General features: G+C 59.2%; 13 protein-coding genes. 8 read left to right on the top strand and 5 right to left on the bottom strand.

The genetic code is table 11. From position 1 onward, the window contains the following. Nucleotides 1-55: 55 nt before the first annotated feature. From ACYZT1_RS12595 to ACYZT1_RS12560, 8 genes are all read left to right on the top strand, one after another. Nucleotides 56-1630 (top strand): ABC transporter ATP-binding protein, encoded by a 1575-nt coding sequence (locus ACYZT1_RS12595; protein WP_462015058.1) that lies wholly within the window; start codon nucleotides 56-58, stop codon nucleotides 1628-1630. Between the two features lie 101 nt (nucleotides 1631-1731). Next, entirely contained in the window at nucleotides 1732-3147 is a 1416-nt protein-coding gene (locus ACYZT1_RS12590) for a sigma-54 interaction domain-containing protein (RefSeq protein WP_462015057.1), read from the top strand. 272 nt (nucleotides 3148-3419) lie between these two features. Beyond that, the gene (locus ACYZT1_RS12585; RefSeq protein ID WP_462015056.1) at nucleotides 3420-4811 is read left to right on the top strand and encodes a GntP family permease; all 1392 of its coding nucleotides are present in this window, start codon (nucleotides 3420-3422) and stop codon (nucleotides 4809-4811) included. A gap of 7 nt (nucleotides 4812-4818) precedes the next feature. Continuing rightward, nucleotides 4819-5604, top strand: coding sequence for a 3-hydroxybutyrate dehydrogenase (locus tag ACYZT1_RS12580; RefSeq protein WP_462015055.1), 786 nt, complete (start codon nucleotides 4819-4821; stop codon nucleotides 5602-5604). A gap of 246 nt (nucleotides 5605-5850) precedes the next feature. Beyond that, complete coding sequence (locus tag ACYZT1_RS12575) at nucleotides 5851-7806, top strand: acetoacetate--CoA ligase (RefSeq protein ID WP_462015054.1); 1956 nt, start codon at nucleotides 5851-5853, stop codon at nucleotides 7804-7806. Between the two features lie 97 nt (nucleotides 7807-7903). Then, on the top strand, nucleotides 7904-8959 hold the full coding sequence (locus tag ACYZT1_RS12570) for a tetratricopeptide repeat protein (protein WP_462015053.1): 1056 nt from the start codon (nucleotides 7904-7906) through the stop codon (nucleotides 8957-8959). Between the two features lie 112 nt (nucleotides 8960-9071). Beyond that, nucleotides 9072-10574: an ATPase domain-containing protein gene (locus tag ACYZT1_RS12565; RefSeq protein ID WP_462015052.1), complete on the top strand. Its 1503-nt coding sequence runs from the start codon at nucleotides 9072-9074 to the stop codon at nucleotides 10572-10574. After that, nucleotides 10571-12241, top strand: a complete 1671-nt coding sequence (locus ACYZT1_RS12560; RefSeq protein ID WP_462015051.1) for an ATP-binding protein — start codon at nucleotides 10571-10573, stop codon at nucleotides 12239-12241. Before ACYZT1_RS12565 ends, ACYZT1_RS12560 begins: the two co-directional genes overlap by 4 nt. A gap of 114 nt (nucleotides 12242-12355) precedes the next feature. On the opposite strand, the gene ACYZT1_RS12555 is transcribed toward ACYZT1_RS12560, so the two are convergent. The 5 genes from ACYZT1_RS12555 to ACYZT1_RS12535 all read right to left on the bottom strand — a co-directional run bounded on the left by ACYZT1_RS12555 (nucleotide 12356) and on the right by ACYZT1_RS12535 (nucleotide 18897). Continuing rightward, a complete protein-coding gene (locus ACYZT1_RS12555) occupies nucleotides 12356-12733 on the bottom strand; it encodes a response regulator (RefSeq protein ID WP_462015050.1) in 378 nt (125 codons plus the stop codon). Between the two features lie 77 nt (nucleotides 12734-12810). Next, nucleotides 12811-13992, bottom strand: a complete 1182-nt coding sequence (locus ACYZT1_RS12550) for a hybrid sensor histidine kinase/response regulator (RefSeq protein ID WP_462015049.1) — start codon at nucleotides 13990-13992, stop codon at nucleotides 12811-12813. Continuing rightward, complete coding sequence (locus tag ACYZT1_RS12545) at nucleotides 13986-14576, bottom strand: chemotaxis protein CheB (RefSeq protein WP_462015048.1); 591 nt, start codon at nucleotides 14574-14576, stop codon at nucleotides 13986-13988. Before ACYZT1_RS12545 ends, ACYZT1_RS12550 begins: the two co-directional genes overlap by 7 nt. Further along, a complete protein-coding gene (locus ACYZT1_RS12540; protein ID WP_462015047.1) occupies nucleotides 14573-15406 on the bottom strand; it encodes a CheR family methyltransferase in 834 nt (277 codons plus the stop codon). The genes ACYZT1_RS12545 and ACYZT1_RS12540 overlap by 4 nt, the downstream gene beginning before the upstream one ends. Then, nucleotides 15406-18897 carry a response regulator gene (locus ACYZT1_RS12535; RefSeq protein WP_462015046.1) on the bottom strand — a complete coding sequence of 1164 codons (3492 nt, stop codon included), beginning with the start codon at nucleotides 18895-18897 and terminating at the stop codon, nucleotides 15406-15408. Before ACYZT1_RS12535 ends, ACYZT1_RS12540 begins: the two co-directional genes overlap by 1 nt. Between the last annotated feature and the right edge of the window lie 142 nt (nucleotides 18898-19039).

Below are 19039 nucleotides of genomic sequence, written 5' to 3'. Positions count from 1 at the left end.
ATCTTGATTCTGGCCGTCGCTTTTGAACAACGATGCTGATGCGGAGATGACAAGCATGAGTCTCAACCTGATCGAAATCCGTGATCTGTGCGTCGCCTTCAATGGCCAGACCGTGGTGTGCAACCTGTCCCTGGATATCCGCCCCGGCGAATGCCTGGCGCTGGTCGGGGAGTCCGGTTCCGGCAAATCGGTCACTGCGCACTCCATCCTGCAACTGCTGCCCGAGACCGGCACTCACACCACCGGCAGCATTCGCTATCACGGCAAGGAATTGCTCGGCGCCTCATCCCGGGTTTTGCGGGAACTGCGTGGCAACCGCATCGCGATGATCTTTCAGGAGCCGATGACCTCGCTCAATCCGTTGCACACGATTGAAAAGCAGATCGGCGAAACCCTCTTGCTGCACAAGGGCTTGACCGGCAAACCTGCACAAGCGCGGATTCTCGAACTGCTGCAGCTGGTGGGCATTCAGAAACCCAAGGATCGCCTCAAGGCGTATCCGCATCAGTTGTCTGGCGGCCAACGGCAGCGGGTGATGATCGCCATGGCACTGGCCTGCGAACCACAGTTGCTGATCGCTGACGAGCCGACCACAGCGCTGGACGTGACCGTGCAGCGCAAAATCATGATCCTGCTCAAATCCCTGCAACAGCGGCTTGGCATGTCGCTGCTGCTGATCAGCCATGACCTCAATCTGGTGCGTAGTATTGCCCAGCGCGTGTGCGTGATGAAGGCCGGGGAAATCGTCGAGCAAGCGTCGTGCGAAACCCTGTTCGCCGAACCGCAGCATCCCTACAGTTGCGTGCTCCTGAATGCCGAACCCGAGGGTGAAGCGCTGGCTCGGGACGAGCGCGAAAACGTTCTGGAAGTGGACGACCTGAATGTGAAGTTTCAATTGAGTGGCGGTCTGTTCAGACGCAAGACTTACCTGCGCGCCGTGGACGGCATCAGCCTGAACATTCAGCGCGGCAAGACACTGGGCATTGTCGGTGAGTCCGGGTCCGGCAAATCGACACTCGGTCAGGCGATCCTGCGCCTGCTCGATTCGGACGGCAGCATTCGCTTCGAGGGCGAAGCGCTGGACGGTCTGACGCAAAAGCAACTGCGGCCATGGCGCAAGAAGATGCAGGTGGTGTTCCAGGATCCGTTTGGCAGTTTGAGCCCGCGCATGACGGTGGCGCAGATTATCAGCGAAGGCCTTGAAGTTCACAGCCAGTCGAGCGCCGAGCAATGCGACGCGCAGGTGATTCAAGCGCTGCAGGAAGTAGGCCTTGACCCGCTGAGTCGGCATCGTTATCCGCACGAGTTTTCCGGCGGTCAACGCCAGCGTATCGCCATCGCGCGGGCATTGGTGTTGAAGCCGGCGCTGATTTTGCTCGATGAACCGACGTCGGCGCTGGATCGCACCGTGCAAAAACAAGTGGTCGCCCTGCTCCGCCATTTACAGGAAAAACATGGCTTGACCTATTTGTTCATCAGTCATGATCTGGCGGTCGTGCGCGCGCTGGCGCATGACCTGATCGTGGTCAAGGACGGCAAAGTGGTTGAACGCGGTGCCAGCCATGAGGTATTTGATTCGCCGCAGCACCCCTATACCAAAGAGCTGTTGGCGGCGGCGCATCCGCGGTAACGGAGTCCAGTCGTTACACCGGGTCGCGGCCTTCGCGAGCAAGCTTTGCTCCAACAGGCGATGGCGTCCACACAGGCAATACACAACCAGGACCAACCACCATGAACACCACCGAAAGCCTGAAGGACTACCAACGCGTTCGCCTGCTGGCGATCCGCTCGTTGTTCGAAATCATCGAGCAGTCGAGTGAAGGCACGGTAATTGTCGACCGGGACGCCAACATCGTCTGGATGAACGAGCGCTACGCCCGACGCTTTGGCCTGGAATCGGCTGAGGTGGCCATCGGCAAAGCCTGCGAAAGCGTGATCCCCGGCAGCCTGCTGCGGGAAGTGGTACGCACCGGACGACCGATTCTGCTCGACATGCAGGACACGCCCAAAGAACCGCTGGTGGTCATGCGTCTGCCGATTCAAGACGATGCTGGCGTGGTGATCGGCGCGATCGGTTTTGCCTTGTTCGACGAGCTGCGCAGCCTGTCGCCAATGCTCAAACGCTATATGAGCATGCAGGAAGAACTGGCCTCCACCCGATCGTTGTTGCGTGCCCGGCAGACCAAGTACAACTTTGCCCATTTCATCGGCACCAGTGCAGCCAGCCTGGAAGTCAAACGCCGCGCCCGCCGCAGCGCCAGCGCCGATTCGCCGGTGTTGTTGCTGGGCGAAACCGGCACCGGCAAGGAACTGCTCGCGCAAGCAATTCATGGCGCATCGCCGCGAGCGCACAAAGCCTTTGTCAGCGTCAATAGCGCGGCCATTCCCGAAGCCTTGCTGGAAGCGGAATTTTTCGGCACCGCCCCCGGCGCGTTTACCGGCGCTGATCGCAAGGGCCGCGCCGGCAAGTTGCAGATCGCTCAGGGCGGCACGCTGTTCCTCGATGAAATCGGTGACATGCCACTGCCCTTGCAGAGCAAACTGCTGCGGGTGTTGCAGGAGAAAGAGTTCGAGCCGGTCGGCTCCAATGAGGTGATCCAGAGCGATGTGCGAGTGATCGCCGCAACGTCCACCAACCTTGAGGCGGCGATCAAGCGCGGGGAATTCCGCGCTGACTTGTATTACCGCCTCAACGTCCTCCCGATCCAGGTTCCGCCGCTACGCGAGCGCCTCGACGACTTGCCAGCCCTGAGCGAAGCGATTCTGGAAGAACTGCGCAGTCAGCACGAACTGAACCGGCAAGCGCTGGAATTATTGGGGCAACACGCCTGGCCGGGCAATATTCGCGAGCTGCGCAATGTGCTGGAACGTGCAGCGCTGCTCAGTGATGACCTGATGTTGAATGCCGGGGATATCCGCGCGGCGATCGGTACATTCACGCCGGTGGAGCGCGCGACTCCGATAGCGCTTGAACCGCCCGCACTGGAAACGTTCAGCGCGGCGCGGGAGCGGTTTGATCGGCAGCTGATCGAGAATGCACTCGCGCAATGCGAGGGCAAAGTGATTGATGCTGCGGCGCGATTGGGGTTGGGGCGCTCGACGTTGTACAAAAAGATGGTCGCTTTGGGGATTGCCGAGTCTCCATAAAGAGACGCTGATCTCTATTGGTAGACCGGACCTCTTCGCGGGCAAGCCTCGCTCTTACAAGGGCCAAGCGCAATCCCGTAGCAGCGAAGCTTGCCCGCGAAGGGTCCATTACAAACACATAATTTCTCGAAATAGAGACTGCCCGAGCCTCCCCATAGCAGCTTCAAAAATATTGTTATTTAAATCAACACATTACCAATCTGGCACACATCTCGCTAAAGCCCTCTCCCACCAGCCTCACCCCAAAAAAATAACAATCCAGGAGACACACCATGAGTGTGACCATTGCCTTGGCGGCCCTCGCGCTGCTGATGCTCGCCGCCTACCGTGGCTACAGCGTTATTCTCTTTGCCCCCATTGCCGCCCTCGGCGCCGTGCTCTTCACCGACCCGTCCGCCGTTGCCCCCGCATTTACCGGGGTGTTCATGGAAAAAATGGTCGGCTTCATCAAACTGTATTTCCCGGTATTCCTGCTCGGTGCAGTGTTCGGCAAGCTGATCGAACTGTCGGGTTTCTCGCGCTCGATTGTTGCCGCTGCCATTCGCGTGCTGGGCACCCGTCAGGCGATGCTGGTGATCGTATTGGTCTGCGCGATACTGACGTACGGAGGCGTGTCGCTGTTTGTGGTGGTCTTCGCGGTCTATCCGTTCGCCGCCGAGATGTTCCGACAGAGCAATATTCCTAAACGCCTGATCCCGGCGACCATTGCTCTGGGCGCCTTCTCGTTCACCATGGACGCCCTGCCCGGCACGCCGCAGATCCAGAACATCATCCCCAGCACCTTTTTCAACACTACCGCATGGGCAGCGCCATGGCTGGGCGTGATCGGCACGATTTTCGTGTTCAGCGCCGGCATGCTGTTCCTGCAGCGTCAACGTAACAAGGCTCAGCGCAGTGGCGAAGGCTACGGCACCGAGTTGCGCAATGAGCCGGAAACCGCAGCAGATATCAAACTGCCTAATCCGTGGCTCGCCCTTTCGCCTTTGCTCGCGGTCGGCATCATGAACCTGCTGTTCACCCAGTGGATTGCGCAGTGGTACGGCAAAACCCACAGCCTTGCGCTGCCGGGCATGAGCGCGCCGGTCACTACCGAAATCGCCAAGCTCACGGCCATCTGGGCGGTTCAGGCAGCGTTGCTGATCGGCATTCTGATGGTGCTGGCATTCGGTTTTCAGGCGATTCGCAGCAAGCTGGCTGAAGGCAGTAAAAGCGCGGTCAGCGGTGCGCTGCTGGCGGCGATGAATACCGCCTCGGAATACGGCTTCGGTGCCGTGATCGCTTCGTTACCGGGTTTTCTCGTACTGGCCGACTGGCTGAAAAACATCCCCAACCCGCTGGTCAACGAAGCGATCACAGTCACCTTGCTGGCGGGCATCACCGGTTCGGCATCCGGCGGCATGAGCATTGCCCTGGCGGCGATGGCCGACGATTTCATCGCTGCGGCGCATGCGGCGAACATTCCGCTGGAAGTGCTGCACCGCGTGGCCGCCATGGCCAGTGGTGGCATGGACACCCTGCCGCACAACGGCGCGGTGATCACCTTGCTCGCGGTCACCGGCCTGACGCACCGCGAAGCCTACAAAGACATTTTCTGTATTACGCTGATCAAGACCCTGGCGGTTTTCGTGGTGATCGGTACGTTCTACGCCACTGGCATTGTGTGAGGTATTGATGACAACTCTTACGGGCAAAACTGCATTGGTAACCGGTTCCACCAGCGGCATTGGTCTGGGCATCGCTCTCAGCCTGGCCAAGGCCGGCGCGAACATTGTCCTTAACGGTTTCGGCGATGCCGCGAAGGTGATTGCCGAAGTCGAGCAGTTCAATAAAAGCAGCGGCGGCAAGGTGGGCCATCACCCGGCCGACGTCAGCGACCCCGCGCAGATCGCCGACATGCTCGCTTACGCCGAGCGCGAGTTCGGCGGCGTCGATATTCTGGTCAACAATGCCGGCATTCAGCACGTCTCGTCGGTGGAGGATTTCCCCGTCGAGCGCTGGGATTCCATCATCGCGATCAACCTGTCATCGGTGTTTCACAGCACTCGTTTGAGCCTGCCCGGCATGCGCGCCAAGGGCTGGGGGCGGATCATCAACATCGCCTCGGTGCACGGCCAGGTCGGCTCGGTGGGCAAGGCGGCTTATGTGGCGGCCAAGCACGGCGTGATCGGGCTGACTAAAGTGGTCGGCCTGGAAACGGCCACCACCAACGTGACCTGCAATGCGATCTGCCCCGGCTGGGTATTGACGCCGCTGGTGCAGAAGCAGATTGATGACCGCATCGCCAAAGGGATCGATCCGCAGCAGGCGCAGCATGATCTGCTCGCCGAAAAGCAGCCGTCGCTGGAATTCGTGACGCCGCCACAACTGGGCGAACTGGTGTTGTTCCTGTGCAGCGATGCCGGTAGCCAGGTGCGCGGGGCGGCGTGGAATATTGATGGTGGGTGGTTGGCGCAATAACCCACCAATCATTTCGTGGTGAGTGGACCTGTCCGTGGCGAGGGGGCTTGCCCCCGTTGGACGGCGCAGCCGTCCCAATTGCGGTCCCGGTATCCGATCAATACCGGTGAGGCCGACTGGGGCGGCTGCGCCACCCAACGGGGGCTTGCCCCCTCGCCACAGATAAATCCCAGGCCACAGCAGCCCCCTCGCCACAGAGGCCCGCTCTAAAGTAGCCTGCGTGTATGCATAAAAAAGAGGCAAACCATGTCCGACATTCTCTGGCAACCCAGCGCTGAACGCATCGGCAAAACCCGCATGGATGCCTTCCGGCGCTTCATCAACCAGCGTCAACACCTGAAAATCGACGACTACCCCGCCCTGCACCAGTGGTCTATCGAGCATCGCGAGGATTTTTGGCAGGCGATCGTCGACTTCTTCGACCTGCGCTTCCACACCCAAGCGGATGCGGTACTGGTCGAGAGTGCGCACATGCCCAGTGCGCAATGGTTTCCCGGCGCCACGCTGAACTTCGCCGAGCACTTGCTACGCCGGCGCGACGATGCCGTGGCCGTGGTGGCCATTGGTGAGAACGGTCAGCGCGAACAGCTGACCTGGACAGAATTGGCGGAACACGTTGCCGGTTTTCAGAATAGCCTGCAGGCGGCTGGTGTTGGTCAGGGCGACCGGGTTGCCGCGTGCATGCCCAACACCTGGCAAACGCTGGTGGCCATGCTCGCCACCACCAGCCTCGGCGCGATCTGGTCGTGCTCGTCGCCAGACTTCGGCACCCAAGGCGTGATCGACCGCTTCGGCCAGATCGAACCAAAAGTGCTGATCACCTGCGCTGGCTACCACTATGCGGGCAAGGGCATCGACCAGACTGCCAAGGTCAACGAAATCCTCGAACGGCTGCCGACCCTGCAACAGCTGATCGTTGTTCCGTACGCGCGGCCACAGGCACGCATGGAAAATTTTCACACGCAGGGCGATGTTGCCCTGTGGGATGACTTCTACGAACCAGGCGGCGAGCCTGACTTCGTCGCCGTGCCCTTCGATCATCCGCTGTACATCCTGTATTCCAGCGGCACCACCGGCGTGCCCAAATGCATCATTCACAGCACCGGCGGCGTGCTGTTGCAGCACGTCAAGGAACATGGCCTGCATTGCGATCTCGGGGCCGGTGACCGTCTGTTCTACTACACGACCTGCGGCTGGATGATGTGGAACTGGCTGGTCTCGGCCCTTGCAGTGGGCAGTGCCGTGGTGCTGTACGACGGCTCGCCGTTTTATCCGGGGCCCGAGCGTTTGATCGATTTGATCGACGACGAGCGCATCAGCGTCTTCGGCACCAGCCCCAAATACCTCGCGACCCTGCAAAGCAGTGGTGTCAAACCCCGGCAAAGCCATGCGCTGGACAGCCTGAAAATCCTCCTGTGCACCGGTTCTGCCTTGTCGCCGCAGAGTTACGACTATGTGTACCGCGATTTCAAAAGCGAGCTGTGCCTGGCTTCCATGTCCGGCGGTACCGACATCGTTTCGTGCTTTGTTAACGGCAATCCGCTGCTGCCGGTACGCCGCGGCGAAATCCAGGGCAAGAGCCTCGGCATGGCCGTAGAAGTCTGGAGCGACGCCGGCAGACCGGTGATCGGCGAGAAAGGTGAGCTGGTGTGCACCCGGCACTTCCCGGCCATGCCGATCGGCTTGTGGAATGACCCGAGCGGAGAAAAACTGCGCGCGTCCTACTTCAGCCAGTTCCCTGGCGTGTGGGCGCAGGGCGATTACGCCGAACAGTTGCCGCACGGCGCGATGCTGATTCACGGTCGCTCGGACGCGGTGCTCAATCCCGGCGGCGTGCGCATCGGCACGGCGGAAATTTACCGTCAGGTTGAAAAAATTCCGCAGGTGACCGATAGCGTCGTCATCGGCCAGCAGTGGCAGGACGACGTGCGCGTGGTGTTATTTGTACGTCTGCAGAACGGTATCGAGCTCGACGACGCTTTGCGGGACATCATCCGCCAGTTGATCCGCGCCAACACCACGCCGCGCCATGTGCCGGCGAAAATCGTCGCCGTGACCGACATTCCGCGGACCATCAGCGGCAAAGTGGTCGAGCTGGCCGTGCGCAACGCGGTGCATGGCCAACCCGTCAAAAACACCGATGCGCTGGCCAATCCCGAAGCGCTCGAACAGTTTCGCCGGCGCCCGGAGCTGCTCGATTGATCGGCCGCCACCGGTACAGGACATGCCAGGTTTGACTCACGGCCCAGCCTGACCGAAGCTGGCAACTTTGCAAAACTTGCCAGCTTCGGATACGTGCATGACCAAGTCCCGCCGCTACCTGATCATCAGCCTGTGCGCTTTGTTCGCCATTGGTGTTGCCTCGCTTTATCTGCGCAGCAGCACGCCGGTGATACCGGAAGCGATCAAGCGCGGTTACAGCGAAGCCCTGACCCAGGCCCGCGAAGGCCGCCCAGGTGCAGCGCGCATGCTGTATCAGCAACTCGGCCGCCCGGACATCTCGCCCAAACGGCGCATCTGGCTGCATGCCGAACTGCCGAATTACCCCAGCTCGGTCGCCCTGAAACTGGCCGACGCCGATCTGCAGCACCCCTCGGCCGATGTGCGCGTTGCTGCGATCAAAAGCATCAGCGGCCTGGTCCCCGGCGGGCAACGCAGTTTGCTGCTTGGGCCTTTGCTGGACGACAGCGATCAACGCGTACGCTTTGCCGCGGTCAACGCCCTGCTCGGCTTGTCGCCGGACACTCTCGGGCTGTATTTCGGGCCGCTGCAGCAGGCGGTCGACGCATGGAAGCAAGCGCTGAAAAACACCCCGGAGACCGCAGACAACCAGATCCAGCTGGCTCGGCTGCACCTGCACAATGGCGAGTACAAGGACGCGCAACTGGCGCTCGAACACACCTTGCGCCTTGCTCCGGACAATTTGCCGGCGCTGGTGATGCAAATCGAAGTGTTGGACAAACGGGGGCAAAGTGAAGCCGCTCGCCTGTTATTGGCCAGACAGTTGAAAGCACAGCCTGATTCGGCGTACCTGCAACACGCGTTGGGCATGTGGTTGCTGCATCATGATCAAAGTGAATTCGCCCTGCTGGGCTTGTCGAAAGCCGTGGAGCTGGAACCGGACAACAAGGACTATCGCTACGACCTCGCCACCACGCTGCATGACCAGGAAGAACTGGAGGCCGCGCAGAACCAGTTGCAGGAAATCGTTCAGCGCCATCCCGCTGACCGCCGCGCCCGGGTGTTGTTGATCAATTACTGGAAGGAAAGCGGACAGCTGCAGAACGTGCAGATCCTGCTCGCGCAACTGGAACAAATGAATCCGGACGACCCGGCGCTGCAACAAGGTCTTTAATAACTGATCGATGATGTGGAACCGCTGTCTCGGCCAACGGTCAAGTGAACAGGCAGTTCATTCAGCTATTCAGCTTGCTGCCTCGCTTCCCCTAGTCATGAGAGGGCATTTTTTGTCGAAGTCTAACGAGTTGTTCAGTGCAAAAGCCGCCACCGGGATCGAAGGTATGGATGACATCCTCGCCGGTGGATTGTCCCGCAGTCATGTCTTCCTTCTGGAAGGCGAGCCCGGAACGGGTAAAACCACGGTTGCTTTGCAATTTTTGATGGCCGGTGCCAGAGCCGGCGAGCGCTCGTTGTATATCACCCTCTCCGAAACAGAACATGAGTTGCGCCAGGGCGCGCGGTCCCATGGCTGGGAGCTGGATGAAAACATCCACATCTTTGAGCTGACACCGCCGGAAAGCGTGCTCAACGCCGACCACCAGCAGAGCCTGCTCTACTCCTCCGACCTTGAATTGGGCGAAGCCACCAAACAGATCTTTGAAGTGGTCGAACGGGTCAAGCCAACCCGCGTAGTGCTCGACAGCCTGTCCGAGATTCGTCTGCTGGCGCAGAGTTCGCTGCGTTATCGTCGGCAGATTCTGGCGATCAAACATTACTTCGTGCGCTACGACGCCACCGTATTGTTGCTGGACGACCTGACCACCGAATCCCTCGATAAAACCGTGCACAGCGTGGCGCACGGTGTCATCCGCCTGGAAGAACTGGCCCCGAACTATGGCGCCGAACGCCGCCGCGTCCGCGTCGTGAAATACCGCGGTCAAAAGTACCGCGGCGGCTTTCACGATTTCACTATCATGGGCGACGGCGTGCATGTCTTCCCGCGTCTGGTGGCGGCCGAACATCGCGGTGGTTACCAGCGCCAGCAATTGACCAGCGGCATCGGCGAAATGGATTCCCTGCTCGGCGGGGGTATCGAAACGGGGTCCAGCACCTTGATCCTCGGCCCGGCCGGTACCGGCAAATCGCTCATCTCGATGATCTTCGCGGCAGCGGCAGTGGCGCGCGGCGAAAAAGCCGCACTGTTCATCTTCGACGAAGAGCTCGGCCTGTTGTTCGAACGCATGAATAACATGGGCATCGATTTGCAGGCCCTGCGAGCCACCGGCAACCTGCTGATCGAGCAGGTCGACGCCGCGGAACTGTCGCCGGGCGAGTTTTCACACCGCGTTCGCCACTGCGTCGATGAAGGCGATATCAAGACTGTAGTGATCGACAGCATCAACGGCTACAAGGCCGCCATGCCCGAAGAGAACGCACTGGTCCTGCACATGCATGAACTGCTGCTGTACCTCAATCGCCGTGGTGCCTCGACGTTCATGACGGTCGCCCAGCATGGCCTGGTCGGCGACATGCAATCGCCGGTCGACATCACTTACCTGGCCGACACCGTGATTCTGCTACGTTACTTCGAGGCATTGGGACAGGTGCGTCGGGCGATTTCGGTCATCAAGAAACGAACCGGCAGCCATGAGACGACCATTCGGGAATACCGCATCAGTGCATCCGGCATGACCATCGGCAAACCGCTGGATGCGTTTCAGGGTGTACTGCGCGGCGTGCCGACCTACATGGGTGAAAGCAAACCGTTGCTTGAGGATCAAACCCCGTGAATGTTGCGCAGGCGAGTTCCGAACGCGCGATCATTCTCGCGCCGCTGGGACGTGACAGCCAAATCGCTCTGAAGATGCTCAACGAAGCCGGTTACGAGGGCATCATCACTCGCGATCTGATGGAACTTTGCACGGAGCTGGAGAACGGTGCAGGGGTGTTGTTGATTTCTTCCGAGGCTGTCCTGGGCAGCGACCTTGAACCGCTGTTCAGCCTGATCGAGGCACAGCCGGCCTGGTCGGATCTGCCTATCGTGTTGATGACGTACCACGGCGGCCCGGAACAGAACCCCGCCTCTCGATTCGGCCCGCAGCTGGGCAACGTCACTTTTCTTGAGCGCCCGTTTCATCCGGTGACGCTGATCAGTCTGGTGACCACCGCTTTGCGCGGCCGCCGACGACAATACGAAGCCAGGGATCGGTTGATCGACCTCAGCCAAAGCGAAATGCGCTTGCAGACTACCCTCGAGACGCTGGAACAGCAGGTCGAGGAGCGTACGGCCCAATTGCGCCATAACGAAGAAGCCCTGCGCCAATCGCAAAAGATGGAAGCGGTCGGCCAGCTCACCGGCGGTATTGCCCACGACTTCAACAACATGCTGACCGGCATCATCGGCAGCCTCGAGCTTCTGCGCCGGCGCATCGCCCGGGGCCGCACCGAGGACCTCGACGGCCTGATCGATCTGGGCGTGACCTCGGCAAACCGCGCGGCCGGCCTGACCCATCGTCTACTGGCCTTTTCCCGGCGTCAGTCGCTGGATTCCAAACCCGTCGAGATGAACGCGCTGGTGGTTGCGATGGGCGAACTGCTGCAACGCAGCATCAATGAAACCATACACCTGGACATGCAACTGGACCCGCAATTGTGGGTAGCGGAGGCAGATCCCAATCAACTGGAAAGTGCCCTGCTCAACCTGGTCATCAACGCCCGCGACGCCATGCCCGACGGCGGCAACCTGGTGGTTAAAACCAGCAATCAATTTCTGGATGCCAGCTTCACTGCCGCCCACAGCAATCTCGAACCTGGCGAATTTGTAGTGCTGAGCGTCACGGATAATGGTTGCGGCATGCCGCAAAGCACCATCAATCGCGCCTTTGACCCGTTTTTCACGACCAAGCCGATCGGCCAGGGCACCGGCCTTGGATTGTCGATGATCTACGGCTTCAGCAAACAGTCGCGGGGCCACGTGGTGATTGATAGCGAAGAAGACAAAGGCACGACAGTGAGTCTGTACCTGCCCCGTTACGGGGGCGACGTCTATCAGGACGAACCCGTCGATATTCAACACGCGCTGATCGCCGAGAATGGTGAAACCGTGCTGATAGTCGAAGATGATCCAGCCGTGCGCGTGCTGGTCAGCACGGTGCTGAGTGACCTGGGTTACGCCTTCGTCGAAGCCGCCGACGCCCCCAGCGCGGTGCCGATTCTCAATTCAACACAACGCATCGATCTGTTGATCAGCGACGTCGGACTGCCCGGGATGAATGGTCGACAACTGGCGGAAATCGGCCGGCAATATCGGCCGGATCTCAAGGTGCTGTTCATTACGGGCTATGCAGAGCATGCGGCAGTGCGCGGCGGCTTTCTTGACCCGGGCATGCAGATGATCGCCAAGCCGTTTACGTTTGATCTATTGACGGCGAAGGTGCGGGAAATGATTCGGATCTGACTGCAGGAGCAAAGCTTGCTCGCGAAGGCGGTGGTCCAAACAACATTCATGGACCAATCGCCAGCAAGCTTTGCTCCTGCATGTACCGCAGGCCCCACACGAGTTGCCAGCCGATCAGGACAACATGTCCTGCATCAACTCCTGCAACACGTCCAGATCAAACGGCTTGCCCAATATCGGCGCTTTACGCGTAATCGGACTGTCCGTCTCACGGATTTCCTGCGGGTAACCACTGATGAAGATCACCTTCAACTCCGGCCGCAACTTCATGGCAGGCTCCGCGATCTGCACCCCGGAAATCCCGCCCGGCAGGCGAAAGTCAGTAATCATCATGTCCAAATGCGGTTTGCTCGCGAGAATCTCGAAGGCCTGCTCGCCGTTTTCCGCCTGCAACACCCTGTAGCCCTCGCCGGACAAATAGGCGGAAAGCACCATCAGGATGGAGGGGTCATCTTCGACGATCAATACGACATCTTGCGCATCTTCACTCATGGGAAGCCTTTGTTCGGTCAATAGCTGCTGATACGACCGTAGGGTCGATCAGAGGTTGCGTTTATCTGGCTGTTTTCCTACAGCGGCAGACAAACACGAAACAAGGCGCCTTCGCCAATTCGGCTCTCGACGGTTATCGAACCGCCATGGGCAGTCACAATCTGTTCTGAAATGAACAGCCCCAGGCCCAATCCGGCAACGGCATGCTTGGCCGTGACGCGTTCGAATTGCTGGAAAATACGCTTCTGGTTTTCTTCACTGATACCGATCCCCAGATCCCGAACTTCCACCCGCGCCTGCGCACCCTCACTGTATACCTTGACGCTGATCGGGCTTTTGGCGCCGTAACGCAAAGCGTTAGTGATTAAATTAGAGATCACTTGCTCGATGCGAAATTCATCCCAATGACCAATCACCGGATGTTCGGCGTCCAGGCGGACCGAAGATTCGGCGGCCTCGATCTGCGGCGCGAAATTCTCCAGCAGCCCGCGCACCAGCGTCGACAGGTCGAACCGCGAAGGCCGGATCGACAACTTGCCCGTGCGAATGCGCGACACATCCAGCATGTCTTCGATCAGGCGAATCAAACTTTTGATCTGGCGCTCGTCCCGGTCAACCATTGCGTGCATCTTGTCCAGCGAGAACGCGGCAGCGTTGTCCCGCGCCAGGTGCATCTTGCGTAACTGGGTTTCCAGAATCAGTCCATTGAGCGGGGTGCGTACTTCATGGGCGACGATCGACATGAAGTCATCGCGCATCCGCACCGCCTGCTCAAGTTCCAGCTGAGTGCTTTGCAACTTCAGCAGCAACGCCTCCTGCTCCCGACGGCTGCGCTCCAGGGCTACCACCTGTTCCTTCATGGCCTTGCTCTGGCGGAACAGATCCACAAACACATTGACCTTGCTCTTCACCGCATGAATATCCAGCGGCTTGTGGAGAAAGTCGACAGCGCCGCTTTCGTAACCCTTGAATGCGTAGTTGAGTTCACGGCCCGCCGCACTGACGAACACGATCGGAATGTTTCTGGTTTTCTCTGTGCCTCGCATCAGCTCAGCCAGCTCGAAGCCATTCATGCCAGGCATCTGTACATCGAGAATGGCCATGGCGAACTCGTGCTGCAGCAGCAGCGACAGCGCTTCGTCGGCGGACAAGGCTTTGTAGACAATGCGGTCTTCACGCTTGATCAGCGCTTCAAGTGCCAACAAATTTTCCGGCAGATCGTCGACTATCAGCAATTTGGCCTGGATGTTACTTAGCATGCGATTCGTTCCAGCTCGACAAGCAGACGGCCGATGCCGCGTAAAGGGAGAATGTGGTCTGGCTGGTGGGTCGCCAGCGCCGCCAGCGGCATGGTCGCCACCTGGGCTTCTTGCGGGTCCTGCACAATGGTCATACCACCACATCGTTTGACGTAGGCCACACCGTTCGCACCGTCGCGGTTGGCGCCGGTCAGCAGTACGGCGGCCAGCGCCGAGCCATAGGCATCCGCCGCCGATTCAAACAGGAAATCAATGGCGGGCCGCGAATAATGCACGCGGTCTTCAAGGCTCAGGGAAAACGTACGATCCTGCTCCACCGACAGGTGATAACCGGGGCCGGCGAAATACAGCGTTCCGGGCTCGACCGGCGTTTTATCCTGCGCTTCAAGCACAGGCATAAGGACCCGGCACCTGAACACCTCCGCCAAGTGACTGCGACGTTCGTCGGGCAGGTGTAACACGACAATAATCGGCAGCACAAAACCTTCGCGCACAGGGCCGAGAATACTCAACAACGCCTCCACCCCGCCCGCAGAGGCGCCAATCACGATAGCCTCGACGCGAGGCAGCGCTTCGGTGCTCATGATTTTCGGTAGATCCGTTCTTGCTTGACCAGAGGTTCAAATTGATTGGCGAACGCTGAAAAATCCGTGGTTTCCTTGCTGCCCAACACCAGAAATCCGCGATGACACAGCGATTCATGGAACAACCCGAAAGCACGATCCTGCAATTTTTTATTGAAATAAATCAGCACGTTACGGCACGAAATTAACTGAGTTTCTGAAAAGACACTGTCGGTCGCCAGACTGTGATCGGCGAACGTCACGTTCTCGCACAGGGTCTTGTCAAAAATCGCGTAGTCGTACGCTGCCGTGTAGTAGTCGGCAAACGATCGCTGACCGCCAGCCTGCTGATAATTACGGGTGTAGGCACGGACGTTCTCCATGGAAAAAATGCCTTGCTTGGCTTTCTCCAGCGAACGCGGATTGATATCGGTCGCGTAGATAATCGTGCGATCAAGCAGGCCTTCTTCGCGTAACAATATCGCCATCGAATAGACCTCCTCACCCGTGCTGCAACCGGCGATCCAGATCTTGATTGACGGATAAGTCTTGAGCAGCGGCACCACTTCCCTGCGGATCGCCAGGAAGTGCGACGGATCGCGGAACATCTCGCTGACCGGAATCGTCAGCAACTGCAGTAATTGCATGAACGCCGTCGGGTCATGCAGCACCTTTTCCTGCAGTGCAGAAATGGTTGCGCACTCGAACTGAGTCAGCGCATGGATGACCCGGCGCTTGATTGAAGCGCCGGAATAATCGCGAAAATCGTAGCTGTACTTGAGGTAAATCGCCTCAATCAACAGTCGCAATTCGATTTCGCCGTTTCGCCCCTCGGAGTTGATGCGTTCCACTAAATGCGTTCCATCTTCGGTAACCACACTCGAATCAGCGAGAACAGGCGATCCAGGTCAATGGGCTTGGCCAGGTAATCATTGGAGCCGGCTTGCAGGCAGCGCTCCTGATCGTCCTTCATGGCCTTGGCAGTGACGGCGATAATCGGCAGCTTGCGCCAGCGCGGGTCCTGACGGATCAAGGTCGTCGCCTCGAAACCGTCCATCTCCGGCATCATCACGTCCATCAACACCAGATCGATGTCCTCGACTTCATTCAGTTTTTCAATCGCTTCACGGCCGTTTCGACCAATCACCACGACTGCACCTTTTTGCTCCAGTGCGCTGGTCAAGGCGAAGATGTTGCGCACATCGTCGTCCACCAACAGCACTTTGCGGCCCTCGAACACCTTGTCGCGGCTGCGTGCGGTCTTGAGCATCCGCTGCCGTTCATGGGACAACCGCGATTCGACTTTGTGCAGAAAGAGTGTGACCTCGTCCAGCAGACGTTCCGGCGAGCGCGCGCCCTTGATAATGATCGAGCGCGAATACTTGCGCAGCTCGGCCTCTTCATCGCGGGTCAGGTTACGCCCGGTGTAGACGATAACCGGCGGGAACGAGCAGATATCCTCGATCGACATGCGTTTGAGCAGGTCGTTGCCGAGCATGTCCGGCAGCTTGAGGTCGATGATCATGCAGTCGAACACCGTGGTGCGCAGTTGATCGAGCGCCTCTTGCGCAAAGCCGACGGCGGTGATTTCGATGTCCTCATCGCCGATCAACCGGGCGATACTGTCGCGCTGCAGATCATCGTCTTCCACCAGCAGCACGCGCTTGACCTTCTGGGTCAGCTTGGATTCCAGGCGCGCAAAAACGTCCTTGAGCTCTTCGCGGGTGGTCGGTTTGACCGCGTAACCAATGGCACCCATGTGCATCGCCGCTTCGACCCGGTCTTCCACCGAAATCACATGCACGGGGATATGTCGGGTTTCGGCGTGTTCCTTCAGACGTTGCAGCACGGTCAGACCGGAATGGTCCGGCAGGCGCATGTCCAGCAGGATGGCGTCGGGAATGAACTCCCTGGCCAGGTCGTAACCCTCGTCGGCGCCGTGGGCCACCAGGCACTGGTAGCCCAATTCGTGCGCCAGGTCATAGAGGATGCGCGCGAAGTTCGGCTCGTCTTCCACCACCAGAATGCAGCGAGTGGCAAACGGTGCCTGGCTGCGGTCGTCGTTGAAACGCGGGATATCGACGTCGGCGATCAATGGCACCGGTGCGGCGGGCGGCGCGGTCTGTGCAACAACAACCGGTGAAGTCTTCATCGGCTGGACGGGCTCTTCTCCCGGTTCAACATAGTGTTGCGGCAGCATCAGGGTAAACACACTGCCCTGCCCCGGCTCGCTGTTGACGCTGATGGAGCCGCCCAGCAATGCGGCCAGATCGCGGGAAATCGACAGGCCCAGCCCGGTGCCGCCGTAACGGCGATTGGTGGTGCCATCCGCCTGACGGAACGCTTCGAAGATGCTTTCCTGTTGATCAGCGGCAATCCCGATCCCGGAATCGCGCACGACGAACGCAATGCCGTTATCAGGCTGGCTGGCAACACTGAGGCTGACTGTGCCTTTTTCGGTGAATTTCACCGCGTTCGACAGCAGATTCTTGACGACTTGCTCCAGGCGCTGGCTGTCGGTGTAAATCATCAGCGGCGCACCGGGCTGCAACTCGACCTGGAAGTCCAGCTGCTTGTCTGCCGCCAGCGGCTGGAACATTGCGCGCAAACCGTCGACCAGTCGGGCGACGCTGGTGTTCTCCGGGCGAACATCGAGCTTGCCCGCCTCGACCTTGGAAATGTCGAGGATATCGTTGATCAGGTTCAACAGATCGTTGCCCGCCGAATAGATCGACTCGGCAAACTTGACCTGTTCGGCGCTGAGGTTGTCCTGCGGGTTTTCTGCCAACAGCTTCGCCAGAATCAACGAACTGTTCAGCGGCGTGCGCAGTTCGTGAGACATGTTGGCGAGGAATTCGGACTTGTACTTGCTGGAGCGCTGCAATTCATCGGCGCGTTCTTCAAGTTGAATTTGCACCTGGTTGAGCTCGGTGTTTTTCATGTCCATGGCGTCGCGCTGATCGGCGAGGATCTGCGCCTGTTCGGCCAATTGTTCGTTGGTCTGTTCAAGCTCGACCTGCTGGGTTTCCAGGTGCGCCTGGGATTCCTTGAGAATCCGCGACTGTTCTTCCAGCTCTTCGTTGGCGGTCTTGAGCTCTTCCTGCTGCACTTGCAGCTCTTCGTTCAACTGCTGTGTTTCTGCCAGGACTTCCTGCAGGCGTTGGCGATAACGCGCGGCTTCGATCGAGGTGCCGATGTTGCCGGCGACCAATTCCAGCAGTTCGACGTCACGCTCATCCAGCGGACGCAGGAAGCCCAGTTCGATAACACCGTTGACCCGCTCGTCATCACTGGTCGGCACCACCAGCACGCTGCGCGGCAGGCCTTCGCCGAGGCCGGAACTGACTTTGAAATAGTCATCGGGTACGTTGTCCAGGCGAATCAGACGGTTATTTTCCGCCACTTGCCCGACGATCCCTTCGCCGCTGAAAATCTGTTGGGCGCGCTGTTCCTGGTCCCGGGAGAAGCCATAAGTGGCCACACGTTTGAGACCGCCGTGCTCCTCACGCACATAGATAGCCGCCACGGCGGTGTCGAGGTATTGCGCGAAGAACTGCAGAATGTTGCGGCCCAGCAGGTTAAGCGACAATTGCCCGAGCACTTGCTCGGCCAGTTCGGTCTGGCCGTTGCGCAACCAGGCTTGTTGCTCCAGACGCCGGGCGCTGGCCTGTTGCGCAGCCAGATTGGTGCTGTAACTTTGCGAAAGGTTGACCAGATCGCGGCGGCCGATATAAGCGAGCAAGGCACTGATGCCCGCGATGAACAGCACGTACAGGCCAATACTCCAGATCGTGGTACGGCGCACGTCCAGGTTGCGCGAGGTACGCAGCTGCTGCTCCATGTCGATCACGTCTTCAAACTGCCTGCGTATCTCGTCGGTCAGACGCTTGCCACGCCCGGCCTTGACCGCGCCACGGTAGTCACCGCCAGCCCGGTGCAGCTCGATCATGCCCTGCGCGTAGCTGGCCCATTCGGTCTGCAGGGCCTGCAGCCTTTTCAGCCGATCGGTCTGCACCGGGTTGTCTGCGGTCAGTTCGAGCAAGGTATTGAGTGCGACGGTGACTCTCGGCCGCGCCGTTTCATAGGGTTCGAGAAATTTCTCGTCGCCACTGAGCAGAAAACCGCGCATGCCGGTTTCCAGATCGACGGTCAGCTTGATCGCTTCATTGGCGTTATTGATCACCCGGTCGGTGTGCTCGACCCACTGAATCACCGATAGCAAATAAGTGATCAGCGAGACAAAGAAAACCGCGCTCACCACGCCCACCCCCAGCGGCAGGCTGACGTTACGGCTCAATAGTTTACGAAATCTCTGCTCATCAACCGAAGACGCAGTGGTCATAAGGAAGCCTTGTCGAACTGTTGAAAACCCGGGAGTTTGCCCCAGAACGGCTGCATTGTTCCAATCTTCTGACGTGTTTTTAAGCAAATCCCTACATTCAGCTGCTCTCGGGCACGGTAGCGGTTATCCTTGCCCGCTCTGG

It is taken from the genome of Pseudomonas sp. PB3P13, assembly GCF_054897735.1.
The sequence above is the reverse complement of the archived record's forward strand: the minus strand, read 5'-3'. Positions and strand labels throughout refer to the sequence as shown.

Coding starts and splice junctions, on each gene's coding strand:
- ACYZT1_RS12595 (WP_462015058.1), top strand. CDS start 56: ATGAGTCTCAACCTGATCGAAATCCGTGATCTGTGCGTCGCCTTCAAT.
- ACYZT1_RS12590 (WP_462015057.1), top strand. CDS start 1,732: ATGAACACCACCGAAAGCCTGAAGGACTACCAACGCGTTCGCCTGCTG.
- ACYZT1_RS12585 (WP_462015056.1), top strand. CDS start 3,420: ATGAGTGTGACCATTGCCTTGGCGGCCCTCGCGCTGCTGATGCTCGCC.
- ACYZT1_RS12580 (WP_462015055.1), top strand. CDS start 4,819: ATGACAACTCTTACGGGCAAAACTGCATTGGTAACCGGTTCCACCAGC.
- ACYZT1_RS12575 (WP_462015054.1), top strand. CDS start 5,851: ATGTCCGACATTCTCTGGCAACCCAGCGCTGAACGCATCGGCAAAACC.
- ACYZT1_RS12570 (WP_462015053.1), top strand. CDS start 7,904: ATGACCAAGTCCCGCCGCTACCTGATCATCAGCCTGTGCGCTTTGTTC.
- ACYZT1_RS12555 (WP_462015050.1), bottom strand. CDS start 12,733: ATGAGTGAAGATGCGCAAGATGTCGTATTGATCGTCGAAGATGACCCC.
- ACYZT1_RS12550 (WP_462015049.1), bottom strand. CDS start 13,992: ATGCTAAGTAACATCCAGGCCAAATTGCTGATAGTCGACGATCTGCCG.
- ACYZT1_RS12545 (WP_462015048.1), bottom strand. CDS start 14,576: ATGAGCACCGAAGCGCTGCCTCGCGTCGAGGCTATCGTGATTGGCGCC.
- ACYZT1_RS12535 (WP_462015046.1), bottom strand. CDS start 18,897: ATGACCACTGCGTCTTCGGTTGATGAGCAGAGATTTCGTAAACTATTG.